Origin of the sequence: Burkholderia sp. 567 (genome assembly GCF_040545115.1) — a bacterium.
Classification (GTDB): domain Bacteria; phylum Pseudomonadota; class Gammaproteobacteria; order Burkholderiales; family Burkholderiaceae; genus Burkholderia; species Burkholderia ambifaria.
This window is the reverse complement of the sequence record NZ_JBEPLG010000005.1, coordinates 323546-340062: the sequence shown is the minus strand read 5'-3', so window position 1 is coordinate 340062 and position 16517 is coordinate 323546. Positions and strand designations below refer to the sequence as shown.

Here is a 16517-nt window from a genome sequence, read left to right as displayed (position 1 = left end):
CGCCTTGTGCGGGCCGGGCCGCGGTGTCTGTTTTACGTCAAGGCGTCTGGGGTATCGGGTTCAGGTTCGGGCAGCAGTGGTCCGGGCATCCAGGACTAACGTTCACCTCGACCCGCCGCCCTGATTGCCCGAACTCGTCTGGCGTGAAAAGTTGACCCATGAAATCGCTTTTCTCGCCACGGATCGAAAATTGATTCAGGGCAGTCATCACACTTTTCGCTCGTCGCATTGCAAGCTGCCGCGCGTCCCGTTCGGTTTTTTCGGCCAACCCTACGAGCCATACCGTATCGATGATCGGAAAGCGCTTGTGCAGATCGCTGGACCACGCCGATAACCGCGATAGTTCGGTCGGGGAAATCGTGCTCGAGTCAGCATCGAAAACAATGTCGATGTAATGGCCGGGCATGTTCGACGGACCGTCACATGCTATTGCCGTATGTGCGCAACTCAACGCGAGTACGGTGGCAGTCAGGAATTTAGTGATCATCGACGACGTACCCCGCAATGCTGTCAGCGTTGTTGATTGCCAAGGCCGGATGAGAACGCCCCCATTCAGGAAGGAACCGGGTGATGGTGTATTGATCGTCTGTAGAAGACATGGTGTCGTGGAAGTGAGTGGCCTCGTGGATGATAGTGGATACGTGAGAATCAGCATTCGCGGTCCACGGACGCATCGTGCAGAATCGTGCGCTGATCGCGATCGTATGTGTTGCCGTGTCTGGCGCGCATACATGTGCCGCCTCCCCGTCGGTGCCGACTGGGTTAGGTGTGCATCCGATCGCCAGATCTGCGGCGCTGCCGGTACGGACAACGTTCTTTTCATTGAACGAGCGCACGACCTTGACGACTTTCGTGAGTCCGGTCAGTAGGTGCATTCGTGTTGCCTCGTCGTCACGACCAAACCACTTGAACACGCGATCTTTTTCGTACTGCGACCACCTTTGCAATGAAATTATTCGACCGTCTAGCTTCTCGATAGCTTTGGTCTGCGCCTTGGAGAACACGGCACGGAATTCCGAATTCGTCATGTTTTCGCAGATCGGCCGCAGGTCAACGTCTGCGAAATGCTGCGATCCTGCGATGGTGTTTGTCGTTGTCTCGGCAACGGTGGTTTGCTTTCCCATCTTCTCAATCCTCGATTGCGAGCTTCAAAGTCTGTGTGTCTTCGGTCTGCACGCGCACGGTACAACCGTGCCGATCACTCACGCCGGACGCAAGCACGTTCCCGGATCGATCCTTGATCCAATAGCGCACGTTGCTTAATGGCTGCTTTGTCCGAACGTCGCGGATCACGAACTGTTCGTCATGGATACCCGACCCAGGCGCGTATCCGGCGGGTGCGGATGCGGAACGCGCGGCAAACGGGTTCGCTGCCTTGCGGCTGCCGTCATCCCCGTAAAAAATTGTGCTGTCGCTACCCGCAATCAGTCTGTTTTTCCCGCATGGACAGAGCACCGTGTCCCCCTCCAGCGCCACGCACCGCCCGTGGTGAATCATGTGCTGCGCGCCGCCCACTATCGGGAACGCCCCTTCGCAATTTCCGCATGTCGCCTTGTCGCCATCCACGGCGACGCGCTTGCCATGATGGGACATCGTAGACGTAACGGCGATGACGACACCGCCCGTCGTCGTCGGGTCGCCGTTTCTGACTGCTCGTCTGCTCATAGACGTTTCCTCAATCGAAGTTGGTGAAGACTCAATCGACCGACTCGGGGCCTTGGATCGCGTATGGATCGATCGAGGCACCTTTAACGGCGATGGTCGGCGGCGTATGTGCCAACGCTTCCGCCTCGGCGGAAGAGCCATAGAAGTTCGCCGTTAACGATTGACTTGTATATGAGACGAGTATGATTTTCCGTCCGGAATCCGAGTAAATATCGGATGCCGTAACGATCAGAAAAGCTGGGGGGCGAGTGCCAATCGAGCGCCGACGTTCACGCGCTCCGCGCGAAGGTGTACAGCAATCTCGACCGTGATTGCGTGCGGTGATCAGTGCCTGTCCGCACGTGCATGAGAATTTTTGTTCTTATATCGTCGACAGCGCGCTAGGGGAGGCGGTGTTCAGCGGATGCGCTGGAAGGGTTCGAACGGCGACCGCGGCGACTTGGAAGCGCGGGCGCTATGCCGCATGGACGAATCGTTCGCGCCCAACAACATGGGCAACGCGATGACGGTGGCATCGTGAATCCGTTCACGCAATTGCGGCTCGCGCTGCAATCGGCGCGACGCCGTCCCGATGCTCTGCGAACGCTTGTTCAAGCCGGCAGCATTGTGAAGGCGGGAAATCCGCCGGCACGGGTGATGGTGTCAGGCGAGGTGGCTCAAATACGTTGAGCCACACCCACTTCACATATGAATCAGATGAGCCGGAAACGCCGCCCCCCCGCCCGTCACCCCCGCGAGCGGCGCGACCTGCTTGCGGCGTTCACGCGTCGGCGCGACGCCGAACGCGTCGCGATAGCTCTTGCTGAAGTGGCACGCCGACTGGAAGCCGCACGCCATCGTGATGTGCATGATCGACATGTCGGTCTGCAGCAGCAGCTCGCGCGCGCGGCGCAGCCGCAGCGTCAGGTAATAGTGGGTGGGCGTCATCCCGAGGTGCTCGCGGAACAGCCGCTGCAGCTGACGCTGCGACATGTTCGCAAGCCGCGCGAGTTCCTCGCGCGACAGCGGCTCCTCGATGTTGTTCTCCATCAGCGAGATCACTTCGAACAGCGACTTGTTCGCCGAGCCGAGCCGCGCGACGAGCGGCATCCGCTGCTGCGCGCTCGTGTCGCGCACGTGTTCGACGATGAACTGTTCGGCGATCTGCGTGACGCGCGCGGTGCCCACGCGCGCGGCGATCAGGTTCAGCATCATGTCGAGCGGCGCGACGCCGCCCGTGCACGTGATGCGGTCGCGATCGACCACGAACAATTCCTTCAGGAAGCGCGTGTCCGGAAACTCTTCCTTCAGCGCCGACATGTTTTCCCAATGGATCGCGCACGCGTAGCCCGCGAGCAGCCCCGACTTCGCGAGTGCATAGGTGCCCGTGCACAGGCTGCCGAGCGGCAGCCCCATGCGCGCGAAGCGGCGCAGCGTCGACAGATGGGCGGGCGTCGTCGCGCGCTGCACGTCCACGCCGCCGCACACGAAGACGATGTCCGGCTGCCCCACGCACTCGGCCGGCCCCGTGTCGACCGTGAGTCCGTTGCTCGCCGTGACCGGTCCGCCTTCCGGGCTGATCACCGACCAGCGGTAGAGCGGTTGTCCGCTCAGGTAGTTCGCCATCCGAAGCACCTCGATCGCATTGGTGAACGCGATCATCGTGAAATTCGGCAAAGGCATGAACGCGAAGTGGGACAGCGACGCTGTGCGGTCGGGGGACATGGGGGCGTTCCTAGAATCTCTAATAGCTTTTCGCCCGAAGGGCACGGATCGGGCTGCCGTATTGTGTGAGCGAGCGCAACAAGCGTGCCATACGGCTAAACCCTAGCTCCATACGTTGTATGGGCTTGACGTCCATGCTGCACTGCACCGTAAGCGGGCCGCGCTGCACCCCGGATGCACAGCGCAGGCACCGCCGAAGTGCTTGTGCAAAGCGAACGGCAAACGGCGGCGCGATCGCCCATGCGGAAAAGCACGACCGGTCACTTGTACAAAACGGACGCGCATGGCGGAAAAGGCCAAGAACGCGTCTAAATTCATCAATCCGCCGAAAATCCGAACGACAAGAATAGAGCCGTCGGCAGCCTTGCACTGGATGCGCTGGAAACCCAGGTTTGGCGGGCCTCGAGCTTCGGTTTCACGCCCTTTATTCTTCGTCACGGACGCACTATGTCGAACACCCAGCCTTTCTTCTCGCAGCCCCTTGCCGAGCGCGACGCGCCGGTGCGCAGCGCCATCCTGAAGGAGCTCGAGCGCCAACAGTCGCAGGTCGAGCTCATCGCGTCGGAAAACATCGTGTCGCGTGCGGTGCTGGAGGCGCAGGGTTCGGTGCTGACCAACAAGTATGCGGAAGGCTATCCGGGCAAGCGTTACTACGGCGGCTGCGAATTCGCGGACGAAGTCGAGGCGCTGGCGATCGAGCGTGTGAAGCAGATCTTCAACGCCGGCTACGCGAACGTGCAGCCGCACTCGGGCGCGCAGGCGAACGGCTCGGTGATGCTCGCGCTGGCGAAGCCGGGCGACACGGTGCTCGGCATGTCGCTGGACGCCGGCGGTCACCTGACGCACGGCGCGAAGCCGGCGCTGTCGGGCAAGTGGTTCAACGCGGTGCAGTACGGCGTGAACCGCGACACGATGCGGATCGACTACGACCAGGTCGAAGAACTCGCGCACCAGCACAAGCCTAACCTCATCATCGCCGGTTTCTCGGCGTATCCGCGCGCACTGGACTTCGCACGCTTTCGCGCGATCGCCGACAGCGTCGGCGCGAAGCTGATGGTCGACATGGCGCACATCGCGGGCGTGATCGCCGCCGGCCGCCATGCGAACCCGGTCGAGCACGCGCACGTCGTCACGTCGACCACGCACAAGACGCTGCGCGGCCCGCGCGGCGGCTTCGTGCTGACCAACGACGAAGAGATCGCCAAGAAGATCAACTCGGCCGTGTTCCCCGGCCTGCAGGGCGGCCCGCTGATGCACGTGATCGCCGGCAAGGCCGTCGCGTTCGGCGAAGTGCTGCACGCGGACTTCAAGACCTACATCGACAACGTGCTCGCGAACGCGCAGGCGCTCGGCGAAGTGCTGAAGGCGGGCGGCGTGGATCTCGTCACCGGCGGCACCGACAATCACCTGCTGCTGGTCGACCTGCGCCCGAAGGGCCTGAAGGGCGCGCCGGTCGAGCAGGCGCTGGAGCGCGCGGGCATCACGTGCAACAAGAACGGCATTCCGTTCGACACCGAGAAGCCGACCGTCACGTCGGGCATCCGCCTCGGCACGCCGGCCGGCACGACGCGCGGCTTCGGCGTCGCGGAGTTCCGCGAGGTCGGCCGCCTGATTCTCGAAGTGTTCGACGCGCTGCGCGCGAACCCGGAAGGCGACCCCGCGACCGAACAGCGCGTGCGCCGCGAGATTTTCGCGCTTTGCGAGCGCTTCCCGATTTACTGATCGACGACCCCCACAAAAGCAAGACTGGAGCGAGAGGCAGATATGAGCACGCTGCATCAGGACAGCATCATCATCGACGGACTGAACATCTCGAAGTTCGAGAAGCCGGTGTTCGAAGACATGCGCCGTGGCGGCATCACGGCCGCGAACTGCACGGTATCGGTGTGGGAGAACTTCACCAAGACCGTCGACAACATCGGCGTGATGAAGCAGAAGATCCGCGAGAACAGCGAGCTGCTGACGCTCGTGCGTACCACGGACGACATCTTCCGCGCGAAGAAGGAAGGCAAGACCGGGATCATTCTCGGCTTCCAGAACGCGCACGCGTTCGAGGACAACCTCGGCTACATCGAGGCGTTCGCCGACATGGGCGTGCGCGTCGTGCAGCTTTGCTACAACACGCAGAACCTGGTCGGCACCGGCTGCTACGAGCGTGACGGCGGCCTGTCGGACTTCGGCCGCGAAGTGATCACCGAGATGAACCGCGTCGGCATCATGGTCGACCTGTCGCATGTGGGCGGCAACACGTCGTCGGAAGCGATCGCGTTCTCGAAGAAGCCGGTGTGCTACTCGCACTGCCTGCCGTCGGGCCTGAAGGAACATCCGCGCAACAAGAGCGACGCACAGCTGAAGGAAATCGCCGACGCCGGCGGCTTCGTCGGCGTGACGATGTTCGCGCCGTTCCTCAAGCGCGGGATCGAGGCGAACATCGACGACTACATCGAGGCGATCGACTACGTCGTGAACCTGATCGGCGAAGACGCGGTCGGCATCGGCACGGACTTCACGCAGGATTTCGCGAAGGAATTCTTCGACATGCTGACGCATGACAAGGGCCGCTATCGCCAGCTGACGAACTTCGGCAAGGTGATCAACCCGGACGGCATCCGCACGATCGGCGAATTCCCGAACCTGACCGCGGCGATGGAGCGCCACGGCTGGAAGGAGTCGCGCATCCGCAAGATCATGGGCGAGAACTGGGTGCGCGTGTTCAAGGACGTGTGGGGCGCGTAAGCGCCGCCCGCCCGAACCGCCTCCCGCGATTCAACACAAGAAAAATCGGGACGTGCCCGTGCAATTCGCGCGGGCACGCGGACGATGTCGCGCCTGAGCCGCGCGGCCAATTTTCCTCACGGAGTCACCACGATGCAACCGCAACTGCCGATCAACGTCGATCCCGATACCGGCGTCTGGACCACCGACGCGCTGCCGATGCTGTATGTGCCGCGCCACTTCTTCACGAACAATCACGTCGCCGTCGAGGAAGCGCTCGGCGTCGACGCGTATGCCGAGATCCTCTACAAGGCCGGCTACAAATCCGCATACCACTGGTGCGACAAGGAAGCGAAGCTGCACGGGCTGACCGGCATGGCCGTGTTCGAGCACTACCTGAAGCGCCTGTCGCAACGCGGCTGGGGCCTGTTCTCGATCATCGAGGCCGATCCGGCCAGCGCGCACGCGAAGATCGAACTGCGCCACTCGTCGTTCGTGCTCCAGCAGCCGGGCAAGGAAGGCAAGCTCTGCTACATGTTCGCGGGCTGGTTCGCCGGCGCGATGGACTGGGTCAACGACACGACGCCGGAAGGCAAGGGCGCGCCGCGTGCGCAGTCGAAGGAAGTGCAGTGTGCGGCCGAGCATCACGACCACTGCATCTTCGAAGTGTCGCCGCTCGCGCACTGACGCGCTGACGACCCGACACAGCAACACAACAACACCCGCAACACGAGACATTCGAACGCCAGAGGTCGCCTGCGATGCGTTATCCCCACCTGTTCAAACCCATGCAGCTGAACCAGTTGACGCTGCGCAACCGGATCGTCAGCACCGCCCACGCGGAGGTGTATGCCGAGCCGGGCGGCCTGCCGGGCGACCGCTACATCCGCTATTACGAAGAGAAGGCGAAGGGTGGCGTCGGCCTCGCGATCTGCGGCGGCTCGAGCCCCGTGTCGATCGACAGCCCGCAGGGCTGGTGGAAGTCGGTGAACCTGTCGAACGACAAGATCATCGACCCGCTCACGCGCCTGGCCGACACCATGCACAAGCATGGCGCGAAGATCATGATCCAGGCGACGCACATGGGCCGCCGCTCGTCGTTCCACGGCGAGCACTGGCCGCACCTGATGTCGCCGTCGGGCGTGCGCGAGCCGGTGCACCGCGGCAACGCGAAGATCATCGAGATCGAGGAAATCCGCCGCATCATCGGCGACTTCGCGGCGGCGGCCAAGCGCGTGAAGGCGGCCGGCATGGACGGCATCGAAATCTCCGCCGCGCACCAGCACCTGATCGACCAGTTCTGGAGCCAGCGTTCGAATCATCGCACCGATGAATGGGGCGGCAGCCTCGAGAACCGCCTGCGCTTCGGCATCGAAGTGCTGACGGCCGTGCGCGAGGCGGTGGGCAAGGACTTCTGCGTCGGCCTGCGGATGTGCGGCGACGAATTCCACGAGGACGGCCTCGATCACGAAGCGCTGAAGGAAATCGCGCAGGCGATGTCGGAGACGGGCCTGATCGACTACCTGAGCGTGGTCGGCTCGGGCGGCGATACGCACAACACGATCGCCAACTGCATGCCGCCGATGGCGCTGCCGCCGGAGCCGTTCGTGCACCTCGCGGCCGGCATCAAGTCGGTGGTGAAGATCCCCGTGATGCACGCGCAGAGCATCCGCGACGCGGGCCAGGCCGAACGCCTGCTCGCGAACGGCATGATCGACCTGGTCGGCATGACGCGCGCGCAGATCGCCGATCCGCACATGGTGATCAAGATCCGCGACGGCCGCGAAGACGAAATCAAGCAGTGCGTCGGCGCGAACTACTGCATCGACCGCCAGTACAACGGCCTCGACGTGCTCTGCATCCAGAACGCCGCGACGTCGCGCGAAGCGACGATGCCGCACATCATCGAGAAGTCGCGCGGCCCGAAGCGCAAGGTGGTGGTGGTCGGCGCGGGCCCCGCGGGGCTCGAGGCCGCACGGGTCGCGAAGCTGCGCGGCCACGACGTGGTGCTGTTCGAGAAGAATGCCGAAGTGGGCGGCCAGGTGATGATCGCCGCGAAGGCGCCGCAGCGCGAACAGATGTCGGGGATCATCCGCTGGTTCGACATGGAAACCAAGCGCCTGGGCGTCGATCGTCGCTTCGGCGTCGCCGCCGACGAGAAGATGATCATGGCCGAGAAGCCGGACATCGTCGTGCTCGCCACGGGCGGTTCGAGCTTCACGTGGCAGGTGCCGGCGTGGGGCGTGGCCGAGGGCCTGGCCGTCAGCTCGTGGGACATCCTGACCGGCAAGGTCGAGCCGAAGGAGAACGTGCTGCTGTTCGACGGCGTGAGCACCCATGCGGGCGCGGGCGTCGCCGATTTCATGGCGAGCCGCGGCTCGAAGGTCGAGGTCGTCACGCCCGACGTGAAGGTGGCCGACGATTGCGGCGGCACGACGTTCCCGATCTTCTATCGCCGCCTGTATGCGCTCGGCGTGATCCCGACGCCGAACACGATGCTTGATCGCGTGTACGAGGAGGACGGCAAGAAGATCGCCGTGCTGCGCAACGAGTACACCGAGGAACTGGAAGAGCGCGCGGTCGACCAGGTGGTGATCGAGAACGGATCGTCGCCGAACGACGAGCTGTACTGGAAGCTCAAGCCGGAGTCGGTGAACCGCGGCCAGATCGATCCGCACACGCTGTTCGCGGCCGAGCCGCAGCCGTGCCTGTCGGAAGAACTCGGCAACGGCCGTTTCCTGCTGTTCCGTGTCGGCGACTGCATCTCGATGCACAACGTCCACGGCGCGATCTATGACTCGCTGCGTCTCGTGAAGGATTTCTGAAAATGAATCCGTCCTTCCTCATTACCGCACTGTTGTGGCTGTCGGTGGCGGGGCTCGCGTTCGCGGTCGCGAAGCGCTCGTCCTACTGGCGTCTCGGCCGGGCCACGGCGCCCGGCTCGTTCGGCGTCGCGAACCTGTTCGCGATCCCGAAGCGCTACTTCGTCGACCTGCACCACGTGGTCGCCCGCGACCCGTACATCGCGAAGACCCACGTCGCGACCGCCGGCGGCGCGATCGGTGCGCTGGCGCTGGTGTTCGTCAACTACGGCCTCGCGATCTACTCGCCGTGGCTCGACAAGCTGATCTTCCTCGCGGCGCTCGCGATGCTCGTCGGCGTGGTGTTCGTCTGGCGCCGCCGCGCGGCGAAGAACGTGCCGGCCCGCCTGTCGCGCGGCCCGTGGAACGCGCTGCCCTGGCTGCTCGGCTCGTTCGCGCTCGGCCTCGTGCTGTTCATGGTCGTGCCGACCGGTGCGATGTCGGGGGCGTTCGCGGTGCTTTGCGCGCTGCTGATCGGCGCCGGCGCATTCACGATGACCATCGGCGCCGCGAAGGGCGGCCCGATGAAGCATGCGATCGCCGGCCTGCTGCACCTCGCGTTCCACCCGCGTCAGGAGCGTTTCGCGGCGACCCGCGACTCGTTCACGGGCAACGGCACGGCAACGCCGCCGACCGCGCTGAAGCTGCCGGACATCGAGCACGAGGAATACGGCGTCGCGAAGCCGGTCGAATTCCGCTGGAACCAGCTGCTGAGCTTCGACGCATGCGTGCAGTGCGGCAAGTGCGAAGCCGCGTGCCCCGCGTTCGCCGCGGGCCAGCCGCTGAACCCGAAGAAGCTGATCCAGGATCTCGTCGTCGGGATGGCGGGCGGCACCGATGCGGCCTACGCGGGCAGCCCGACGCCGGGCCTCGCGGTCGGCCAGCATCGCGGCGAGCCGAACGGCCCGATCGTGTCCGGCCTGATCGAGGAACAGACGCTGTGGTCGTGCACGACCTGCCGCGCATGCGTGCAGGAATGCCCGATGCTGATCGAGCACGTCGATGCAATCGTCGACATGCGCCGCAACCGCACGCTCGTGCACGGCACGGTGCCGGGCAAGGGCCAGGAAGTGCTCGCGAACCTGCGCGAGACCGGCACGATGGGCGGTTACGACGCAGCCGCGCGCTACGACTGGTCGGTCGACCTGAGCGCACCCGTCGCGCAACCGGGCAAGCCGGTCGACGTGCTGTTCGTCGCGGGTGAAGGCGCGTTCGACATGCGTTACCAGCGTACGCTGCGCGCGTTCGTCAAGGTGCTGAACAAGGCCGGCGTCGACTATGCGGTGCTCGGCGGGACCGAGACCGATACCGGCGACGTCGCACGCCGCCTCGGCGACGAAGCGACGTTCCAGCGGATGGCGAAGCGCCTGATCGGCACGCTCGGCACGCTGTCGTACAAGCAGATCGTGACGGCCGACCCGCACGTGATGCACAGCCTGCGCAACGAATACCGCGCGCTCGGGCTGCGCGTGACGGTCAAGCATCACACGACCTACCTGGCAGAGCTGGCCGAGAGCGGCAAGATCGCGCCGAAGGCCGTCGAGGCGCTGCGCGAGAAGCGCACCACGTATCACGATCCGTGCTACCTCGGCCGCTACAACGGCGAGACGGAATCGCCGCGCAAGCTGTTGAAGACGATCGGCATCCAGGTCGTCGAGATGGAGCGCAACGGCATGCGCGGACGCTGCTGCGGCGGTGGCGGCGGTGCGCCGCTGACCGACATCCCCGGCAAGCAGCGTATTCCGGACATCCGCATCGCCGACGCGCGCGCCATCGGCGCGGACGTGGTCGCGGTCGGTTGCCCGAACTGCACGGCGATGCTCGAAGGCGTCGTGGGCCCGCGCCCCGACGTGCTCGACGTGGCCGAACTCGTTGCCGCCTCGCTGGAGTGAATCGATGAACACGATCAAACGAATCGATCCGCGCCGGCCGTTCATCATCACGGCCGCGGGCCTGAAGCGCATCACGCTCGGCCAGGAAGGCAGCGCCGATGCGAGCGCCGCGCAGTGGTCCGCGCACGGTCATGGCGCCGCGGCCGCGAAGCCGCGCCGCGCGGTGCAGGACCCGAAGCACGTGATGCTGGTGGTGGCGCACACCGAGCGCGGCGCGCTCGACGACCACTCGCGTCAGGCGATCGCCGCCGCGGCGGTGCTGGCCGACGCGCAGACGGAAGTCGCGCTGCTGGCGTTCGGCGAACTGAAGGATGACGCCGCGGAACTCGGTGTCGACAAGCTGATCGAGCTGCCCGACTTCGACCGCCGCGCATTCGCGCCCGAAAGCGAATTGAAAGCATTGCAGGCCTGTGCCGCGGCGCTCGCGCCGAAGCACGTGTTCGTGCCCGACAACGCGACCGGCGACGGCGATCTCGGCCGGCGTTACGCGGCCGTCGCCGGCGCGAGCGTCGCGACCCACGTGGTCGAGATCGACGCGAAGCATGTCGGCGCGTATGCGCAGGCCGGCCGTGCGTTCGCGACGCGCGGCTTGCCCGACGTGATCCTGCTCGCGCAGAACGCGGTGGAGGCGAAGCTGCCGTTCGTCGGCGCGGGCGATCGCCTGGCCGCCGACTTCATCCGCCCGGCCGGCGACGCGGCGCAGCCGTACCGCGATCTCGGCCTCGAGGAAATCGACGCCGCGCAGGTCGCGCTGGAGGAAGCCGACTTCATCGTGTCGGCCGGTAACGGCGTGTCCGACATCGGCGCGTTCGAGCGGCTCGCCGGCGCGTTCGGCGCGGCGATCGGCGCGAGCCGCGTCGCGGTCGACAACGGCCACTTCACGCGCGACAAGCAGGTGGGCGCGACCGGCAAGACGGTCGAGGCCAGCGTGTACATCGCGTTCGGCATCTCGGGCGCGGTGCAGCACTTGCAGGGGATCAAGGACTGCCGTCACGTGATCGCGGTCAACCTCGACGGCAGTGCGCCGATCGCCAAGCGCGCGAACCTGACGGTGGTGGGCGACGCGCAGGCGACCATCGCCGCGCTGATCGAAGAGGTGCAGGCCGCGCGTGCGTCGCGCGGACAATCGCCGACCGCGGTCGGCGCCCGTGAATCCGAAGGAGTCGCAGCATGAACGCCCCTCGCCAGTTGCAACGCATCGCGGTGCTCGTGTCCGTGGGCCGGCACCCCGTCAGCGGCACCGCGCGCTACAGCCGCAACGACGCGGCCGCGCTCGAGGTGGGCCGCCAGCTCGCCGAGAAACATCGGGCCCAGCTCGACGTGATCCATGCGGGCGACCCCGCCAATGAAGCGCTTGCCGAATACCTTGCGCTCGGCGCGCGGCAGGTCGAGGTGCTGGCCTGCCGTGACGGCGACGATGCCGCGCATGCGCTCGCCGCCCGCGTCGAAGGGTACGACCTCGTGCTGACCGGCACCCGTGCGGAAGGCGCGTACGACACCGGCATGCTGCCGTACCGCGTCGCCGCGACGCTCGGCTATCCGCTCGTCGGCTCGGCCGTCGACGTGACGGTCGACGGCGGCCGCGCGGCGGTCCGGCAATTCTTGCCGAAGGGGCTGCGGCGGCGCGTCGACGCGGCGCTGCCGGCCGTCGTCGCGGTGCATCCGCTCGCCAACGTGGAGCCGCGCTACGCGTATGCGCGGCTGCGGGCCGGCGCGATCCGCCCGCTGCTCACGGCGACCGGCGCGGACGCCGAAGCGGCCGCATGGAAGGTCGGCGCGATCGAGCGTAAACCCGTAAAACTGGTCGCCGCCGAGAAGCGCTCCGGGCATGCGCGGATGCTGTCCGCGACGACGACCGAAAGCCGCGGCGGCAACGTCGTAAATGAAGGGAGTTCAGTCGAAAAAGCACAAGTGATACTCGCGTATTTGCGCGAGCATCAGCTCATCGACTACTGAATTTGGTGCCTGTCGGCAAGAACCCCAGGGATGCAAGGAATCCGGAGCAAACGATGAAAGTATCGGCAGACATTCGTGCACTGATCGCGCGACGCAAGGAAGGCCACAGCCTCGAGGCGCCGTTCTATACGAGCGAGGAAATCTTCGCCCTCGACATGGAGGCGATTTTCCGCCAGCACTGGATCCAGGTAGCGGTCGAACCGGATATTCCCGAGCCGGGCGACTACGTGACCGTGGAACTGGGCAGCGACTCGATCCTGATCGTGCGCGACGACGACATGGAAATTCGTGCGTTCCACAACGTGTGCCGTCACCGCGGCGCGCGCCTGTGCAACGAGGACAAAGGCTCGGTCGGCAACATCGTGTGCCCGTACCACAGCTGGACCTACAACCTGACCGGCCAGCTGATGTTCGCCGAGCACATGGGCGAGAAGTTCGACCGCTGCAAGCACAGCCTGAAGTCGGTGCACGTGCAGAACCTCGCGGGGCTGATCTTCGTCTGCCTCGCCGAGGAGCCGCCGGTCGATTTCGCGCAGCTGCGCGCCGAGATGGAGCCGTACCTGCTGCCGCACGATCTGCCGAACACGAAGATCGCCGCTCAGGTCGACATCATCGAGGAAGGCAACTGGAAGCTCACGATGGAGAACAACCGCGAGTGCTATCACTGCGTCGCGAATCATCCGGAGCTGACGATCTCGCTGTACGAATACGGCTTCGGCTACCAGCGCTCCGACGCGAACGCCGAAGGCATGGACGCATTCGCCGAAACCTGCGTGCGCCGCGGCAAGGAGTGGGCCGAGATGGGCCTGCCGTCCGCCGAAATCGAAAAGCTGAGCGACGTGACGGGCTTCCGCACGCAGCGCCTGCCGCTCGACCGCCACGGCGAATCGCAGACGCTCGACGCGAAGGTCGCGTCGAAGAAGCTGCTCGGCAAGTTCGACCAGGCCGACCTCGGCGGCCTGTCGTTCTGGACGCAGCCGAACTCGTGGCACCACTTCATGAGCGATCACATCGTGACGTTCTCGGTGATTCCGCTGTCGGCCGGCAAGACGCTCGTGCGCACCAAGTGGCTCGTGCACAAGGACGCGAAGGAAGGCATCGACTACGACGTGAAGAACCTGACGGCCGTGTGGAACGCGACCAACGATCAGGATCGCGCGCTCGTCGAATTCTCGCAGCGTGGCGCGACCAGCAGCGCGTACGAGCCGGGCCCGTATTCGCCGTTCACGGAAGGTCTCGTCGAAAAATTCTCGGCCTGGTACATCGGCCGGCTCGCCGAAAAAACCGGCGCGTAGTAGTCAGCGGACAGCAAGCGGAGTCAATGATGAAACAACCCCAACGCTCACTTTGCTCGCTGCCCCCCGAGGGGGCGGTCAACCTCCTTGGGGCGGCCCGGCGGAGGTTGGCATGATGCGAGATGCAGCCAATTTCGAGCCGGCGGAAAGCCGGGTGACGCACCCGGCATTCTGGACCGCGCTGCCGGAGCGCTGGACGAGCGACGTCGAGGAAACGCTGGTGTGCTGCCAGGTTCGGCAGGAAACCCATGACGTGAAGAGCTTCTTCTTCCGTTCGCCGCAAGGCCGTGCGTTTTCGTTCGAACCGGGGCAGTTCATCACGCTCGAGCTCGACATCGAAGGCGAGACGATCAACCGCTGCTACACGATCTCGTCGTCGCCGGCGCGTCCGCACACGATCTCGATCACGGTCAAGCGCGTGCCGGGCGGCAAGGTGTCGAACTGGCTGCACGACAACCTGCGCCAGGGCGCGTCGGTTCGCGTGCTCGGCCCGGCCGGCGAATTCACGTGCGCACGGCATCCGGCGCGCAAGTACCTGTTCCTGTCGGCCGGCTCGGGCGTCACGCCGCTGATGTCGATGAGCCGCGCGCACCATGATCTCGCCGAGGATCGCGACATCCTGTTCGTGCACAGCGCACGCACGCCGGACGACATCATCTTCGCGCGCGAGCTCGACCTGATCGCGTCGAATCATACGAACTTCCGCACGTCGTTCGTCGTCGAGCGCGTCGGCGCACGCACCAACTGGCCGGGCGTCACGGGCTTCCTGACGTTGCCGCTGCTGAAGCTGATCGCGCCGGACTTCATGGAGCGCGAGATCTTCACGTGCGGCCCCGCGCCGTACATGAAGGCCGTGCGCGACCTGCTCGACGAAGCCGGCTTCGACCGCAAGCAGTATCACGAGGAAAGCTTCTCGTTCGAAACGCTCGCGCAGACCGCGAGCGACGAGGTGCTCGCCGAACTCGTGCCATTGGCCGACGGCGGCGACGTCGCGACGAAGCAGTACACGGTTAGCTTCGCGAAGAGCAACCGCGAAATCTCGTGCGGCTCCGAGCAGCACGTGCTCGACGCGGCACGCCAGTCGGGCGTGCGGCTTCCGGCGTCGTGCACGCAGGGCATGTGCGGCACCTGCAAGGTGAAGCTCGTGTCGGGGCAGGTGGAGATGAAGCACAACGGCGGCATCCGCCAGCGCGAGATCGACCAGGGGATGGTGCTGCTGTGCTGCAGCAAGCCGCTGTCGGATCTCGTGATCGACAAATAAGCAAACAAGCCATCGGCTGTCCGGGCGCGTCGCGTCCGGACAAGCATCCGTCGGAAAAGAACGATACCGCGGATTTGTGGTTGAAGAACCTAGAGAGGCAACGCGCGGTGAGCGCATATCAAGGAGATCGACCATGAAGCTGTTCGGAAAACTGTTGTGGACGGGCGCGGTGTCGGCCATGGTGGCGCTGAGCGCGTCAGCACTTGCGGATACGAAGCCGACACTGAAAATCGGCTACGTCGAAGGCTGGGACGACAGCGTCGCGACGTCGAACGTCGCGGCACGCGTGATCGAGAAGAAGCTCGGCTACGAGGTGAAGCTCGTGCCGGTCGCTGCCGGGATCATGTGGCAGGGTGTCGCGCGCGGCGATCTCGATGCGACGCTGTCCGCGTGGCTGCCGGTCACGCACGGCTCGTACTGGAGCGAATACAAGAGCAAGGTCGTCGACGTCGGCGCGAACTTTCCCGACGCGAAGATCGGCCTGATTGTCCCGGATTACGTGAAGGCGAAGAGCATCGAGGATCTGAACGCGGAGAAGAGCAGCTTCGGCGGCCGGATCGTCGGCATCGATGCCGGTGCGGGCGTGATGCGCAAGACCGACGAAGCGATCAAGAACTACGGGCTGAGCTACACGCTGATGCCGAGTTCGGGCAGCGCGATGACGGCCGAGCTGTCGCGCTCCGTCAGTGCGAACAAGCCGGTGATCGTGACCGGCTGGGCGCCGCACTGGATGTTCGCGAAGTGGAAGCTGCGCTTCCTCGAGGATCCGAAGAAGGTGTTCGGCGGCGCGGAGCACGTCGACAGCGTCGTGAATCCGCAGCTCGAAACGAAGGCCAAGCCGGTCGTCGCGTTCCTGAAGAAATTCCAGTGGAAACCGGGCGAGATCGACAGCGTGATGCTTGCGATCCAGAACGGTTCGAAGCCGGAAGCGGCCGCCGATGCTTGGATCGCAGCCCATGCGGACCGCGTGAATTCGTGGACCGAAGGCACCCAGTAACACGCGACGCTTCATTGCGCGCATCGCTATAAAAAATACGCCGGGAATGGCATGCAGGAATCCGAAACAATCGTGATTCCTCGCGGCCATATCCCGGAATTCTTTTACTGATTCTGCAAGAAACGGCGTAAGTTGTTACACTACGGCCCTTGTGCGGAGTCATCTCAGGAG

The 16517-nt window shown here is 64.8% G+C and carries 15 protein-coding genes; 10 read left to right on the top strand and 5 right to left on the bottom strand.

What is annotated here, in order from left to right:
* Positions 1–37: 37 nt before the first annotated feature.
* From ABIC50_RS17315 to ABIC50_RS17295, 5 genes are all read right to left on the bottom strand, one after another.
* A complete protein-coding gene (locus tag ABIC50_RS17315; RefSeq protein ID WP_175742327.1) occupies positions 38–487 on the bottom strand; it encodes an OmpA family protein in 450 nt (149 codons plus the stop codon).
* Positions 477–1124: a M35 family metalloendopeptidase gene (locus ABIC50_RS17310; protein ID WP_175654307.1), complete on the bottom strand. Its 648-nt coding sequence runs from the start codon at positions 1122–1124 to the stop codon at positions 477–479. The genes ABIC50_RS17315 and ABIC50_RS17310 overlap by 11 nt, the downstream gene beginning before the upstream one ends.
* A gap of 4 nt (positions 1125–1128) precedes the next feature.
* Positions 1129–1665: a PAAR domain-containing protein gene (locus ABIC50_RS17305; RefSeq protein ID WP_354165691.1), complete on the bottom strand. Its 537-nt coding sequence runs from the start codon at positions 1663–1665 to the stop codon at positions 1129–1131.
* A gap of 396 nt (positions 1666–2061) precedes the next feature.
* Complete coding sequence (locus tag ABIC50_RS17300; protein WP_175745918.1) at positions 2062–2259, bottom strand: hypothetical protein; 198 nt, start codon at positions 2257–2259, stop codon at positions 2062–2064.
* A gap of 87 nt (positions 2260–2346) precedes the next feature.
* The gene (locus tag ABIC50_RS17295; protein WP_354165689.1) at positions 2347–3369 is read right to left on the bottom strand and encodes a GlxA family transcriptional regulator; all 1023 of its coding nucleotides are present in this window, start codon (positions 3367–3369) and stop codon (positions 2347–2349) included.
* Positions 3370–3816: 447 nt separating this feature from the next.
* Here ABIC50_RS17295 and ABIC50_RS17290 point away from each other — a divergent pair, with 447 nt between their 5' ends.
* The 10 genes from ABIC50_RS17290 to ABIC50_RS17245 all read left to right on the top strand — a co-directional run bounded on the left by ABIC50_RS17290 (position 3817) and on the right by ABIC50_RS17245 (position 16346).
* The gene (locus tag ABIC50_RS17290) at positions 3817–5091 is read left to right on the top strand and encodes a serine hydroxymethyltransferase (RefSeq protein WP_354165686.1); all 1275 of its coding nucleotides are present in this window, start codon (positions 3817–3819) and stop codon (positions 5089–5091) included.
* A 42-nt stretch (positions 5092–5133) separates the two neighbouring features.
* Positions 5134–6105 (top strand): dipeptidase, encoded by a 972-nt coding sequence (locus tag ABIC50_RS17285; protein ID WP_006749549.1) that lies wholly within the window; start codon positions 5134–5136, stop codon positions 6103–6105.
* A gap of 132 nt (positions 6106–6237) precedes the next feature.
* The gene (locus ABIC50_RS17280; protein WP_354165683.1) at positions 6238–6771 is read left to right on the top strand and encodes a DUF5943 domain-containing protein; all 534 of its coding nucleotides are present in this window, start codon (positions 6238–6240) and stop codon (positions 6769–6771) included.
* 74 nt (positions 6772–6845) lie between these two features.
* Positions 6846–8909: an oxidoreductase gene (locus ABIC50_RS17275; protein WP_354165680.1), complete on the top strand. Its 2064-nt coding sequence runs from the start codon at positions 6846–6848 to the stop codon at positions 8907–8909.
* Between the two features lie 2 nt (positions 8910–8911).
* Positions 8912–10837, top strand: coding sequence for a (Fe-S)-binding protein (locus tag ABIC50_RS17270; protein WP_011659466.1), 1926 nt, complete (start codon positions 8912–8914; stop codon positions 10835–10837).
* Positions 10838–10841: 4 nt separating this feature from the next.
* A complete protein-coding gene (locus ABIC50_RS17265) occupies positions 10842–12011 on the top strand; it encodes an electron transfer flavoprotein subunit alpha/FixB family protein (protein ID WP_354165677.1) in 1170 nt (389 codons plus the stop codon).
* Positions 12008–12793 carry an electron transfer flavoprotein subunit beta/FixA family protein gene (locus tag ABIC50_RS17260; protein ID WP_138849454.1) on the top strand — a complete coding sequence of 262 codons (786 nt, stop codon included), beginning with the start codon at positions 12008–12010 and terminating at the stop codon, positions 12791–12793. Before ABIC50_RS17265 ends, ABIC50_RS17260 begins: the two co-directional genes overlap by 4 nt.
* 53 nt (positions 12794–12846) lie before the next feature.
* Complete coding sequence (locus ABIC50_RS17255; protein WP_011659463.1) at positions 12847–14088, top strand: aromatic ring-hydroxylating oxygenase subunit alpha; 1242 nt, start codon at positions 12847–12849, stop codon at positions 14086–14088.
* Between the two features lie 112 nt (positions 14089–14200).
* Positions 14201–15349, top strand: a complete 1149-nt coding sequence (locus ABIC50_RS17250) for an FAD-binding oxidoreductase (protein WP_354165675.1) — start codon at positions 14201–14203, stop codon at positions 15347–15349.
* A 133-nt stretch (positions 15350–15482) separates the two neighbouring features.
* Positions 15483–16346 (top strand): glycine betaine ABC transporter substrate-binding protein, encoded by an 864-nt coding sequence (locus ABIC50_RS17245; protein ID WP_006749541.1) that lies wholly within the window; start codon positions 15483–15485, stop codon positions 16344–16346.
* Positions 16347–16517 lie beyond the last annotated feature (171 nt).

Bases quoted from the DNA above. Each gene is read 5' to 3' on its own strand.
- ABIC50_RS17285 (WP_006749549.1), top strand. From the start codon at position 5,134: ATGAGCACGCTGCATCAGGACAGCATCATCATCGACGGACTGAACATC.
- ABIC50_RS17245 (WP_006749541.1), top strand. From the start codon at position 15,483: ATGAAGCTGTTCGGAAAACTGTTGTGGACGGGCGCGGTGTCGGCCATG.
- ABIC50_RS17315 (WP_175742327.1), bottom strand. From the start codon at position 487: ATGATCACTAAATTCCTGACTGCCACCGTACTCGCGTTGAGTTGCGCA.
- ABIC50_RS17260 (WP_138849454.1), top strand. From the start codon at position 12,008: ATGAACGCCCCTCGCCAGTTGCAACGCATCGCGGTGCTCGTGTCCGTG.
- ABIC50_RS17255 (WP_011659463.1), top strand. From the start codon at position 12,847: ATGAAAGTATCGGCAGACATTCGTGCACTGATCGCGCGACGCAAGGAA.
- ABIC50_RS17270 (WP_011659466.1), top strand. From the start codon at position 8,912: ATGAATCCGTCCTTCCTCATTACCGCACTGTTGTGGCTGTCGGTGGCG.
- ABIC50_RS17265 (WP_354165677.1), top strand. From the start codon at position 10,842: ATGAACACGATCAAACGAATCGATCCGCGCCGGCCGTTCATCATCACG.
- ABIC50_RS17280 (WP_354165683.1), top strand. From the start codon at position 6,238: ATGCAACCGCAACTGCCGATCAACGTCGATCCCGATACCGGCGTCTGG.
- ABIC50_RS17295 (WP_354165689.1), bottom strand. From the start codon at position 3,369: ATGTCCCCCGACCGCACAGCGTCGCTGTCCCACTTCGCGTTCATGCCT.
- ABIC50_RS17250 (WP_354165675.1), top strand. From the start codon at position 14,201: ATGATGCGAGATGCAGCCAATTTCGAGCCGGCGGAAAGCCGGGTGACG.
- ABIC50_RS17290 (WP_354165686.1), top strand. From the start codon at position 3,817: ATGTCGAACACCCAGCCTTTCTTCTCGCAGCCCCTTGCCGAGCGCGAC.
- ABIC50_RS17275 (WP_354165680.1), top strand. From the start codon at position 6,846: ATGCGTTATCCCCACCTGTTCAAACCCATGCAGCTGAACCAGTTGACG.
- ABIC50_RS17305 (WP_354165691.1), bottom strand. From the start codon at position 1,665: ATGAGCAGACGAGCAGTCAGAAACGGCGACCCGACGACGACGGGCGGT.
- ABIC50_RS17310 (WP_175654307.1), bottom strand. From the start codon at position 1,124: ATGGGAAAGCAAACCACCGTTGCCGAGACAACGACAAACACCATCGCA.